The organism is Rhodococcus sp. P1Y, from assembly GCF_003641205.1.
Taxonomy (GTDB): domain Bacteria; phylum Actinomycetota; class Actinomycetes; order Mycobacteriales; family Mycobacteriaceae; genus Rhodococcoides.
Map to the genome: position 1 here is coordinate 1,990,484 of NZ_CP032762.1, position 12,332 is coordinate 2,002,815.

The 12,332-nt window shown below is 63.9% G+C and carries 9 protein-coding genes and 1 pseudogene; 5 read left to right on the forward strand and 5 right to left on the reverse strand.

The features are described from left to right. Nucleotides 1-10 precede the first annotated feature (10 nt). Genes D8W71_RS09250 through D8W71_RS09260 form a run of 3 tightly spaced genes read right to left on the reverse strand, consistent with a single transcriptional unit; the run spans nucleotide 11 to nucleotide 4,392 of the window. Nucleotides 11-832, reverse strand: a complete 822-nt coding sequence (locus tag D8W71_RS09250; protein ID WP_121112884.1) for a sugar phosphate isomerase/epimerase family protein — start codon at nucleotides 830-832, stop codon at nucleotides 11-13. A 60-nt stretch (nucleotides 833-892) separates the two neighbouring features. Beyond that, the gene (locus D8W71_RS09255) at nucleotides 893-2,662 is read right to left on the reverse strand and encodes an ABC transporter ATP-binding protein (protein WP_236077809.1); all 1,770 of its coding nucleotides are present in this window, start codon (nucleotides 2,660-2,662) and stop codon (nucleotides 893-895) included. Next, nucleotides 2,659-4,392 (reverse strand): ABC transporter transmembrane domain-containing protein, encoded by a 1,734-nt coding sequence (locus D8W71_RS09260; RefSeq protein ID WP_121112886.1) that lies wholly within the window; start codon nucleotides 4,390-4,392, stop codon nucleotides 2,659-2,661. Before D8W71_RS09260 ends, D8W71_RS09255 begins: the two co-directional genes overlap by 4 nt. A 161-nt stretch (nucleotides 4,393-4,553) precedes the next feature. On the opposite strand from D8W71_RS09260, the gene D8W71_RS09265 reads away from it, so the two are divergent. From D8W71_RS09265 to D8W71_RS27925, 3 genes and pseudogenes are all read left to right on the forward strand, one after another. After that, entirely contained in the window at nucleotides 4,554-5,441 is an 888-nt protein-coding gene (locus D8W71_RS09265; protein WP_121112888.1) for a siderophore-interacting protein, read from the forward strand. 164 nt (nucleotides 5,442-5,605) lie between these two features. Continuing rightward, nucleotides 5,606-6,604, forward strand: coding sequence for an ABC transporter substrate-binding protein (locus tag D8W71_RS09270; protein WP_121118890.1), 999 nt, complete (start codon nucleotides 5,606-5,608; stop codon nucleotides 6,602-6,604). 51 nt (nucleotides 6,605-6,655) lie between these two features. Next, nucleotides 6,656-7,024, forward strand: a pseudogene (locus D8W71_RS27925) (siderophore-interacting protein); the annotation flags it as partial. A gap of 40 nt (nucleotides 7,025-7,064) precedes the next feature. On the opposite strand, the gene D8W71_RS09280 reads toward D8W71_RS27925, so the two are convergent. Next, nucleotides 7,065-8,498 carry an MDR family MFS transporter gene (locus D8W71_RS09280; protein ID WP_121112890.1) on the reverse strand — a complete coding sequence of 478 codons (1,434 nt, stop codon included), beginning with the start codon at nucleotides 8,496-8,498 and terminating at the stop codon, nucleotides 7,065-7,067. A gap of 63 nt (nucleotides 8,499-8,561) precedes the next feature. On the opposite strand from D8W71_RS09280, the gene D8W71_RS09285 reads away from it, so the two are divergent. Together D8W71_RS09285 and D8W71_RS09290 are read left to right on the forward strand one after the other, a co-directional pair. Then, complete coding sequence (locus D8W71_RS09285) at nucleotides 8,562-9,446, forward strand: phosphoribosylaminoimidazolesuccinocarboxamide synthase (RefSeq protein WP_121112892.1); 885 nt, start codon at nucleotides 8,562-8,564, stop codon at nucleotides 9,444-9,446. Further along, nucleotides 9,443-11,566: a S9 family peptidase gene (locus D8W71_RS09290; protein WP_121112894.1), complete on the forward strand. Its 2,124-nt coding sequence runs from the start codon at nucleotides 9,443-9,445 to the stop codon at nucleotides 11,564-11,566. Before D8W71_RS09285 ends, D8W71_RS09290 begins: the two co-directional genes overlap by 4 nt. A gap of 73 nt (nucleotides 11,567-11,639) precedes the next feature. Here D8W71_RS09290 and D8W71_RS09295 read toward each other — a convergent pair whose 3' ends face one another. After that, a complete protein-coding gene (locus D8W71_RS09295) occupies nucleotides 11,640-12,320 on the reverse strand; it encodes a response regulator (protein WP_121112896.1) in 681 nt (226 codons plus the stop codon). Nucleotides 12,321-12,332: the final 12 nt, after the last annotated feature.

The window sequence follows — 12,332 nt, forward strand, 5'->3', positions numbered from 1 at the left end:
CTTTCGTGGTTCAGGTGGTCGTGTATTCGAGCCGGTTGATCAAGGCGCTGAGGGATTCCGCTCCGTGTGCGGCGACTTCGGCCGCAGGGCGTTCGCGGTAGCCGGGGTTGAAGATTTCCAGCGACAGTGGTCCGGTGTAGCCGGATTCGAGGAGTGCGGCGACGGGGGCGAAGACGTCGAAGTCGCCGTCGCCGGGGAAGCAGCGGTGGTTCCGACTCCACTGGATCAGTTCGAGGTCCATCCAGGGGGCGTCGGCTACTTGAACGAACCCGATGCTGCGGGGAACAAGGGCTTGCACGTCCGTGATGTCGTCGCCGACGGCGTAGAGGTGGAAGGTGTCGACGACGAGGGACAGTGAAGGGTGGTCGGCGCGTGTGAGCGCGTCTTCGACGTCGGCGACTCGGTTGATGTGGGTGCCCCAGGCAAGGGCTTCGAACATGACGGTGGCGCCGTGTTCGGCTGCGGCGGCGCCGAGTGCGTGCAGCTGTGAGGCGGTGAGGTCCCGGTCGTCTATGGCGTCGGCGTCGGTGTTGGAGACGACGAGGATGGCGTCGGCCCCCAGAGCTTCCATGGTGTCGCATTCGCGGTGGAAGCGTTCGAGGACTTGGATGAATTCGGTGTCCGTGACGCCCTCGGCGCGCCGGAAGGGTTGGTAGAGATCGACCGTCAAGCCGAGATCGTTGCAACGCTGGGCAACTTCGGCGACGGTCAGCGGTGATGCGGCGAGGTCCGCGTCGAGGATTTCGACGCCGTCGAAGCCTGCCGCGGCGATGCCGTCGAGTTTGTCCGCGAGGGTTCCGCCGAGCGACACGGTGGCGATGCAGGTCTTCACAGGTGCTCCTCGGCGTAGGTCCGGCGAGGCCTGACGTCAGATAGCCTAACCTTGCTCAGCTTAACCTAGCCTTACCTGATTTCGGTGATGTATGTCGGCGCTGTACACAGACCACAGCTCGGCGTAGCGGCCCGCGGCATCGAGTAACTCCTCGTGGGTGCCTTCCTCGACGATCGACCCGTGTTCGAGGACGACGATGCGGTCGCACGCACGTGCCTGTGAGAGTCGATGCGCGATGACGATCGCCGACCGATCCTCCAGCGCCCTCGCCGTCGCCTGGTCGAGCAGAGCCGAGTTGCGCGAATCCGCTTCTGCCGTGGCCTCGTCCAGGATCGCGACTGCGGGGTCGTGCAGGACCAGCCTGGCCAGCGCGAGCAGCTGAACGTCCGCTGCGGTGATGCGGTGGCCTTCCTCGCCGAGTTCGGTGTCGAGGCCATCTGGGAGCGACGCGAGAAGGGAATCGCCGCCGACGAGTGACAGTGCGTGCGTCAGTGACTCGTCCGAAGCGTCCGGCGCGGCTAACGCCAGATTCTCGCGCAGAGTTGCCGAGAAGACCCGTCCCTCCTGGTTCAGGTACGCGATCTGTGATCGATGTACCGAAGCGTCGATGGTTCCACTGGCCGGCTCGCGCACCCCGGCAATCAGGCGGGCGAGCGTTGTCTTGCCCGAACCGCTCGTGCCGACGATGGCGAGGTGTTCCCCGGCGTGGAGAGTCAGATCGATGCCGTTCAGAACCGGGTGCTCCGGTAGGTAGGAGAAGGATGCATCACGAACTGCGACGACGGGGCCGTCCTGCCCGACTACTGAAGCCGGCGCGGCCGCAGGGGGAGTGTAGTTCTTCGTGACACCCACGACCCGTGCGAGAGATGCTGCGGCGGACTGCAAGTCGTCCATGACGAACATCAGCATCGAGATCGGTCCGGTGACCTGCAGGAACAACAGCGACGCGGCGGTGATCGAACCCAGTGATGTGCCGTAGCGCGCAGCGAGGACGAACCCACATCCGACGATCAACAGCAGACAGATGGCCTCGGCGAGGTTGATGCGGCCGAAGAAGCGGTTCTGCATGATTCGAGCGCGCACCTCCCACCGGGCCACACCCCAAGTAGCGCTCTGGATTTCGTCGACACGAGCTTTGCCGGTCTGAAATGCGGTAACAGTGGGAAGCGCGGTGAGTGTGGTGAGTACGCGTTCGCCGCGAGTGCTGTCTGCCGAGCGCAGTGCTCCGTACACCGGCGGCACCGCCGGGAGATACCACCTCAATGCTCGTACGTACAGCGGCGTGGCAAGCAAGAATGCGATGCCGAAGCGCCAGTCGATGGCCGCCGCCCCGATGACGGTCAGCACGATCGTGAAGATCGCTGCCGACAGTGTCGGCAGAATCGACGGGAGATCCTCGGACACGTTGCGTGTGTCGGAAGCGGCGCGAGTTACGATGTCTCCGAAACCCACTCGTTCCACTTCGGTCTCCGGCAGATCCAGTGTCGCCGACATGAACTTCTCACGCAGGTCCGCGACCATCATGTCGATGACGCGCCCGAGCGCGACCATGCCGAAGAACTCGACGATGCCGCCGATGAGGGCAGCCGCGACCAACGCAGTCAACTGCCACCAGAACACCGCGGGAACTTCCGACGCGCCGCTGGCGGTCACCGTGTCGACGATCCATCCGATGGTCAGTGGGAGGACGAGCGTCGTGGCCGCCGAGATCAGCAGCAGCAGGAGGATCCCCGCGATCCTCGCCTTCTTACCCTCTGCGAGTTCTGTTATCTCGTTGCGCATCTCGCGCCAGTCGGCGACCGGGAGACGCTGCACTTCGGAATCGCTCACGAAAGTTCTCCTGCGATGCTGTTCGTGGACACTGCGTGGAAGGCGGGCGAGGACGTGATGACGATCGTGGTGAATCCTTCTCGCGCCGAACGCACTCTGGTGGCGATGTCGTTCTCGGTGGCCGAGTCCACGGAATTCGTCGGATCGTGCAGGACGAGTACCGGCGGCCGGCGATGTAGTGCGCGGGCGAGTGCCACGCGTTGTCGTTGGCCACCGGACAGGGTTCTGCCGCCGTCACCGATATGGGTGTCGTAGCCGTCGGGGAGTTCGTGCTCGAGGCTGTCGCAGCGGGCGGTCCGCAAGGCGTCGCGGGCTCGGGTGTGCTCGTCCGACCCCGGAACTGCCTCCGAGGATGCCACATTGGCGAACAACGTCGGTTCGAGGAGATCCGGCTGATGGGGTGCGACGAGTATGCGGCGTCGGACCTCGTCAGGGTCATGTTCTCGCAGGGGCCGTCCGTCGAGTGTGATGTTCGGGCTCTTGTCCTGCTCGCCGCGCGAGGTCAAGGTCATCGCGGCGACGAGCCCGTCGGCATCGATCGCGGACGGGTCGATCACGAGAAATTCGCCGGGGGCGACGTCGATCGGGTCGGTCATCTGGGGCGGGTGGATCCTAAGCGTCGGAGACGCCGGGATCGGTTGGGTTCCGAGTGCCTCCGGATCGGGCCCGATGTGGAGTTGATCGAGAACACGCTTGGCTGACGACAACACCGTCGCACCCAGCGTTGCGGCGTCTTCGATGAGATTTCGCAGCGGATCGAGGAGCACCTGTGCCATGGCGGCAGCGGCGATCAGACCACCGATCGAGATGGATCCGTTGAACGCGAGCGCCGCGGCGATGACGGTCACCACGCCAGCGAACAGACTGGTGAGAGCATTGTTGATGCCGATGACCGCGCCCTCCGCCTTGTTGGCCGCGAGAGTGCCGCGCAGGGCGGATCGGGACACGCCTCGGTAATGGTTCGCGGCGGCGCGCTGGGCGTGGATGCCCGAGATCACTCGGTACCCGGACACCAGATCGGCGGCGATACCTGCAGCGTCCGCGATACCTTCCTGTTCCTCTTCCGCGCGTTTCTGCAGTGGACGCGCGACAACGGCCATGAGTGCCAACAGCAACGGCGACCCGAGAATGACGGTCAGGCCGAGCATCGGGTGGATCGCGAACAGCGACACAGCCGCGACGACGACGGCGACGACATTGCCGAGTGGGTACACCGCGAAATAGATTGCGCTGCTGGCCCGGTCGCTGTCGGAGGTTGCCACCGACAGCAGCCGCCCTGGAAGCTGCGGTCCACCGGCGGTTCCGCGTGCGTCGAGGATGCGCTCGATCACTCGCGACGACAGCTCGTACTTCGCACGCTGTACAGCGAACCAACCGATGCGCCCGCCGAAGCGGTACGTCAGGTTGATGGCCACATAGAGGGCTGCGAGGACGGCGAGCCACTGCAGGAACCCGCCGACGGCCTCACCGGCAGGGGTGCCCGTGGTGACCGGCCCGATGCCGCGATCGATCGCAGCACCCAATGCCAGCGGAACGAGCGTCATCGCGGTGTTGTACAGCACCAGGAGCAGGCACCCGAGTGCCGCATGCCAGCCGGCCGATCGGATGATCGACGCCGCCAGGCGCTGCGGCGACATGCCGTCGTGGATTCTGATTCGGCGCTGGGGTGGCGTGTCCGGGATGTCGAAGAAGACAGGTATGTGCTTGGGCGGATTCCAGGCGGATGTCATATTTCGGCAGGCTCATGTTCCGGTGGGAGGGTACTCGGTCGGTTCACCATAGCCTCACCTAACTCGTATCGGACGCGGAAGGGTGAGTGAGGGCTGAGGGTAGGCTAGCCTAGGAGCCGCAGGCGCACGCCCGAACATCTGGACGAAGACGAGGACGACGAATGACCGAGAAGGGTTTCTACTTCGCCGAAGTGGTCGCTGTCGAGCAATTGACTACACACATGGTCCGGGTGACATTCGGAGGTGACGATGTTGCTCGGTACGTCGGCATCGGAGCGCCCGACGAGTGTGTCACCATCTTCTTCGCCCGCGAAGGTGAGGAACGGCCGCCTGCCATGACCGAGATCGACGGCGAATGGTGGTACCACGACGTCGAGCCCGTTCCGGATGGGCGCAACTACACGGTGCGCCGAATCGACTCCGAGGCAGGGCAGCTCGTCATCGATTTCGTGGCGCACGAGGGTGGGGTCGCGGCGACCTGGGCGCTGAACGCAACCGTCGGACAGGTTGTTCTGTGGACTCGGCCCCGTTCCTGGTACGACATTCCCGAGACCGCGGAGTGGCAGCTGCTGGTTGCCGATATGACGGGACTGCCCGCATTGGGCCGCGTTATAGAAGAACTGCCTGCTGGCGCGAAGGCACATGCCATCGTCGAGGTGCTCGAACGTGGTGACATCCAGCAGTTCGAGACCGCGGGCGATGTCACGTTCGACTGGCGAATCGGTTCCGGCAACGGCGATTGCGCGAGCGTGCTGGAAAACGCTGTTCGTGACTACGCATTGCCCGAGGGCGAGGGGTACATCTGGTTCGCCGGAGAAGCGGCGTCATCGCGGACGGTGCGGAAGTACTTCCGCAAGGAACTCGGTTATCCCGTCCGGCAATTCGAGATCATCGGGTACTGGCGCGCCAACTCCGAACAGTGGTTGAAGAAGTACGAGAAGTACCAGGAAGAAGCGCTTGCCGTGTACAACGGCGCGCTCGAAGCCGGGCGCAGCCAGGGCGAGGCGAGCGAAGAATTCGACGCCTTGCTCGAGCGGGTAGGTCTGTAGGCGGCTTCGCCGCACAACCTGACCCACCACAACGGCGAGTTATTCACCTCCCATTCGATGTTGGTCGAGTGCTTCTCAAAGGTCCGGCTTCTGCCGGGGAGTGCTTGGCGAGACTTCGTTCGACTCAGTCATGCGGTACGACCGTGATTTCGAAAGGATCCACTTTGTCCGACACACTTATTCGACGACGCGGTCTGCGTGTCCTTGCTGTCTTAGCAGGGGTTGCGATCGGTTTGTCCGGGTGCAGTAGTAGTGATAGCGGCACCACCGGCGATGCGAGCAACGACACCCGGGTGATCTCGACGGACAAAGGTGATGTCACCGTGCCTGCAGAACCGCAGCGCATTGCCGTTCTGTCGGCAGGCCTGGCCGGTTACCTGTTCACGCTCGACGCGCCGATCGCGATCACCGATACCCGGTTGCTCGGTGTCACCAACCTCGACGGCGGGTTCCCGCCGCAGTGGGCAGAGAAGGCGGAGGAGCAGGGCACCAAGGAGCTCCCCGCAGGCGAGGCATTGAACATCGAGGCGATAGCGCAGGCCGAACCCGACCTCATCATCGGTGGTGGACAGGGCATTTCAGCGGTCCAGGCCGACGAGGCGTACGACCAGTTGACTGCAATAGCGCCGACTGTGTTGATCCCGACGACCGTCAACACCTGGCAGGGCCAGCTCGAAGCCGTAGCCGATGCAGCAGGCGAGTCCGACAAGGTCGACGGGCTTCTTCAGGCGTACGACGACAAGGTGGCCGAGGTCAAGGACGCCATCACCGTTCCGGGATCGCCCGTCTCGTACCTGTTGTCGCTCAGCACCAACGAACCGGCGTTCATTCCTCAGACCGCTACGTTGCCGGACCTGCTGAAGAACGTCGGACTAGAGCCGGACGACGTGCTCACCAAGGCGAACAATCCCGAGCTGTACGGTTCGGGTGATTCGTTCATCATCAGCCCCGAACTTCTCGCGCCGGTCGCGAGCGCACCGGTGATCATCGTCGTTCCGGTGGCCGGCCGGAGCCTGGAAGAACTGAAGCAGGATCCCGCCTACGCAGGCTTGCCGGCATTCGCGTCGGGCAACGTTTTCGAATTGCCCGCCACGAGTTACCGACCGGATTACGACGGGGTCATCTCGACCCTGGATCAGGTCCAGACGCTGTTCGCCAAGTAGATGGCAGGGACGGTACGTGAGGTCGAGGTCTTCCCGATCTGCATGCGCGAGATGGATGTCCTCGAGGTCGAGGACGTCACTCCTGGTATGCGACGGGTGATCCTGGGTGGGCCGTCGATGCGGAGTCACCACCGCGACGGCGTCGAGCTTCCCGACGTCAGGACAACAGGTTTCGACGACGACATCAAGCTGCTTCCGGTCGATCCCGCCACCGGATCCTTGCCGTTCGACATTCCGCGAAATCTGGACAACGGAACAGTGGACTGGCCTGCTGGGGCCTTTCCGTACAGCAGGACCTACACGGTCAGGAAGTTCGACGAATCCACCGGTGAGATGGCCGTCGATTTCGCGATTCACGACGGCGGTCTCGCATCCGACTGGGCGTATCGCGTGCAGCCGGGCGAGAAGATTCTGGTTGCCGGACCGAAGCACTCGTCCAGTCCCCGGCCCAGTGGCGCGGTTAAGTGCCTTCCGCGGCACCTAATCGCGCCACTGGGGCGGAGCCCCGGCCGGGCATCAGGGCAGCGGCAAGGAGCATCAGGACCGCGGCCCCGAAGACACCGAGGAAGACCAGATGGATGGCGTCGGACAGTTGTTCGGGCTCCGGATCCCCTGAGACTCGGGCGTTGACGATCGCGCCGAAGACCGCGACGCCCACGGCGCTGCCGATGGACCGGGCGAACATGTTGGTGGACGTCGCGACGCCTCGCTCGGACCAATCGACCGCGGACTGCGCGGCGATCAACGTGGGGCTCGCGATGAGACCCATCCCGAGGCCGACGACGAAGCACACCGCGGCGATCATCCAGATCTGGGAGCCCTTGCCGATCAACGTCGCCAACCCGGTGCCGAGAACCGCGATGGAACCACCCGTCAACGCCGTGGCACGGAACCCGAAACGTAGATAGAACTTGCCCGACAGCGACGCGGCGATCGGCCAACCGAGCGTCAGAGTTGCCAGCGCGAACCCGGCCACGATGGCGCCGGTGCCGAGTACACCCTGAACGAAGGTCGGGACGTACGACGTCAACCCCAGCACCACCGCGCCGACGAGCAGGGAGACGAGACTGCTGACGACGAGTACGCGTCGCGTGAACACCCACAGCGGCAGGATCGGTTCTTCAGCGCGGGTCTGCTGCCACGTGAACAGTGCGAGCGAGACGACGCCGAGGGCGAAGATCCCGACGGACATGCCCGACGCCCATGCCCACGTCTGACCGCCCTCCAACAACCCGAGCAGCAGTGCGGCGGCGCCGACGGTGAGCAGTCCGGCGCCAAGGTAGTCGATCTTGGGCTTCGAGCGCTCGACTGGCCCCTCGTGGAAGCGTCGGATCAGCATCCAGGCGGCCAACAGGCACAGCGGGATGTTGACGAAGAAGATCCATCGCCACGACAGGAACTCGGAGAAGATCCCGCCGAGGGCCGGTCCCAGCACCGACGACATCGCCCACACACTTGCCAGATAGCCCTGCACTTTCGCGCGTTCCTGCAGCGTGTAGATATCGCCCGCGATCGTTATGGACATCGGCTGAACGGCGCCTGCGCCGAGGCCCTGGACCGCGCGGAACGCGATCAACGCAGGCATCGACCACGCCAGTCCGCACAGAATCGAGCCGAGCAGAAAGACGCCGATGCCCCAGAGCATGACCTTCTTGCGTCCGAACAAGTCGGCCAACTTGCCGTAGATCGGCACCGATACGGCCTGTGCCAGCAGGTAGATCGAGAACAACCAGGGAAACTGGCTGAAACCGCCGAGGTCGTCCACGATCGACAGGACGGCTGTCGCGATGATCGTCGAATCGAGCGCGACGAGGGAGGTGCTCAGCATCAGAGAAATGAGTACGGGCCCACGTTCGGAGCGGAAGCCGACGTCTGCGATCTTGTTCGTTGCCATCACCAACCATTGTTCTCCCGTCACCGAGGCACGGTGACATCAGGCCCAGATAGGGTTGGTTCCGTGCGCCCAACACTGAGTAGCTACCAGCATCTGGCCGGCGGCAAGGTTCGTGATCTCTACATCGTCGACGACGACCACCTTCTCCTCGTCGCAAGCGACCGCATCTCTGCCTACGACCACGTCCTCGACACTCCGATCCCCGACAAGGGACGTGTTCTGACGGCGATGAGCGTGTTCTTCTTCGAAGAACTCGGGGGAGTGAATCACCTCGCCGGCGATCCGCTCGACGAGCGGATTCCGCAGGAGCTGCTCGGCCGAGCACTCGTCGTCAAGCGTCTCGAGATGGTCCCGATCGAATGCGTCGCGCGTGGATACCTGACGGGCTCCGGCTTGTCGGACTACCAGAAGACCGGCGCGGTCTGCGGCGTCGCTCTGCCGGAGGGCCTTGTCGAATCGAGCAAGCTCGACGAGCCGATCTTCACTCCGGCGGCAAAGGCCGCCCTCGGTGAGCACGACGAGAACGTGGATTACGCGGCCGTGGTCGACAAGGTCGGCGAAGAGCTGGCGTTCAAACTCCGCGAGGACACGCTCGAAATCTACGTCCGCGCTGCGAACTTCGCGCTGGATCGCGGAATCATCCTGGCCGATACCAAGTTCGAATTCGGGCAGGACTCGGACGGCAATCTCGTTCTCGCCGACGAGGTCCTGACGCCGGACTCCTCGCGCTACTGGCCTGCTGACAGCTACTCCGAAGGGCGCGTCCAGCCGAGTTTCGACAAGCAATACGTTCGCGACTGGCTGACGGGCGAGTCGGGGTGGGATCGTCACGGCGACGCACCGCCACCAGCGCTGCCCGACGAGGTCGTCGCGGCGACACGTGCACGGTACATCGAGGCCTACGAACGTATTTCGGGCCTCAACTTCGACGATTGGGTCAAGCCATGACAGTTACTCCTCCTATTGCCAAGCAAGTCCCGCTCGAGCGCACCCACCACGGGGACACCTTCGTCGACAACTACGAGTGGTTGCGTGCGAAGGAAGATCCCGAGGTGATCGCCTACCTCGAAGCCGAGAACGCGTACACGCAGCAGCAGACCGAAGGACTCGAAGAGCTACGCGGCAAGATCTTCGACGAGATCAAATCGCGTACGCAGGAGGCGGACCTGTCGGTCCCGACCCGAGTCGGTAACTGGTGGTACTACTCGCGCACGTTGGAGGGCAAGTCGTACGGTCTCCAGTGCCGGTGCGCCGTAGATTCACCCGACGACTGGACGCCGCCGACTCTCTCCGGAGAGGTACCCGGTGAGCAAGTTCTTCTGGACTCCAACGTCGAGGCGGAGGGCCACTCCTTCTTCTCGCTCGGTGCCTTCTCCATCAGCGAGGACGGCAACCTGCTCGCCTATTCGACGGACACCGAGGGTGACGAGCGATACACGTTGCGCTTCAAGGATCTTCGCACCGGCGAACTGCTCGCCGACGAGATCGAGAAGGTGTCGACGGGTGCAACGTGGGCCGTGGACCACCAACACGTCTTCTATCAGACCGTCGACGAGTCCTGGCGTCCCGACACCGTGTGGCGTCACAAGCTCGGAACGCCCTCCTCGGAGGACGTCAAGGTCTTCCACGAGCCCGACGAAAGCTACTGGGTCGGGTTCGGGTCGACCCGCAGCGAGAAGTACCTGATGATCTGGGTCGGCTCGAAGATCACCTCGGAGTGCCTGGTCCTCGAATCCGAGAACCCCGAGGGCGAGTTCCGCGTCGTACTTCCCCGTGAGACCGGTGTCGAGTACAGCGTCGACCATGCTGTGGTCAAGGGAGAAGACCGATTCCTGATCCAGCACAACGGGTCCGTCAACGGATGGGGCACCGAGGGCGAGAAAGCGGAGAACTTCCTGCTCGCCGACGCACCCGTCGACGATCCGTCGAATCAGACGATCCTGGTCCCGCACCGCGACGATGTTCGTCTCGAGGACGTCGACGCCTTTGCCGACCACCTCGTGCTCAACTACCGCCGCGAAGCGCTGACGCGACTGGCGATCTGGCCACTCGGACCCGAGGGCTACGGCGAATACAAGGAACTCGAATTCGACGAGGAACTCTTTGCCGTCGGTGCAGGCTCGAATCCCGAGTGGAAGCAGCCGTTGCTGCGTCTGGTGTACACCTCGTTCATCACTCCTGGCCAGGTCTACGACTACGACCTGGCGACGGGCGAGCTGCTCTTGCGTAAGTCGCAGCCGGTGCTGGGGGATTTCGATGCTTCCCAGTACGTCCAGCACCGTGATTGGGCGGTGGCACCGGACGGTACCCGGATTCCGCTGTCGATCGTCCTGCGCAAGGATGTTCCCGACGGGCCTGCACCCACGCTGCTGTACGGCTACGGCTCCTACGAGGCGTCGATGGATCCGGCGTTCTCGGTGGCACGACTCTCGCTGCTCGACCGCGGAATCGTGTTCGTCGTCGCACACGTGCGCGGTGGCGGCGAGATGGGCCGTCACTGGTACGAAAACGGCAAGACGCTCACGAAGAAGAACACCTTCACCGACTTCGTAGCGGCTGCACAGCATTTGATCGACAGTGGTCGCACGTCACCGAAGCACCTCGTCGCCGACGGTGGTAGCGCGGGCGGGCTGTTGATGGGAGCCGTCGCGAACCTGGCGCCCGAGCTGTTCAACGGGATTCTCGCCAACGTGCCGTTCGTCGATCCGTTGACCTCCATTCTCGATCCGTCGCTACCGTTGACGGTCATCGAGTGGGACGAGTGGGGTAACCCGTTGGCGGACAAGGAAGTGTACGAGTACATGAAGTCGTACAGCCCTTACGAGAACATCGAGGCCAAGGACTACCCGGCGATCCTCGCGATCACTTCGATCAACGACACCAGGGTGCTCTACGTCGAACCCGCCAAATGGGTTGCGGCTCTGCGGGCTACCAAGACCGGTGATTCGGACTTGTTGCTCAAGACGGAAATGAGCGCAGGTCATGGCGGTGTCAGCGGTCGGTACGAGAAGTGGAAGGAAGCGGCGTTCGAGTACGCCTGGATCGTGCAGCAGACCGGCGCGGCCTGAGATCTGTGGGCGCCCAGTGGCGTGGTTAGGTGCCTTCTAGGGCACTCAACCATGCCACTGGTGGCGGAGCCGCCTACCGCCAGACGTACCGCACCTGGGGGCGACCGGCTTTGCCGTACTCGGTGTTTCGGGTGACCAGACCGTCGTCGGCGAGGCGTTCGAGGTAGCGCCAGGCCGTCACGCGGGACACTCCGACAAGCGCGGCGGCCTCGGACGCATTGAGGCCGCCCGGAGCGTCGCGAACGATGGCGGTGACACCGTCCATGGTCTGCGGCGCAATGCCTTTGGGTGTCGACGCTCGTTCGTCGGCCGTGCGCAGGTGCGACATCGCTCGATCGATGTCGCGCTGGCTCGCCGCGTTCTCGCCTGCGGGCAGTGCGTCGTGAAATTCGCGATATCGTTCGAGTTTGTCGCGAAATGCCGCGAACGTGAACGGCTTCAGTAGATACAGAACCACGCCGTGCGCCACCGCCGAGCGCACCACCGACAGGTCGCGCTCGGAGGTGATGGCTATGACGTCGGGACTCGGTCGCAGCCCTCCGAGTGCCGCGGCTACGTCGATGCCGTTGGCGTCGGGTAGTCCGATGTCCAGCAGCACCAGGTCGATCGGATCGACGGCCTCCGCGGCTGCTCGCAATGCGGCTGATCCGGTGTGCGCCATGGCGACGACGGTGAAGCCGGAAACCCGCTCGACATAGCTGCGGTGAGCCTCGGCGATGAGGGGTTCGTCCTCGACGATCAGTACGCGAATCATTGCAGTGCCCGA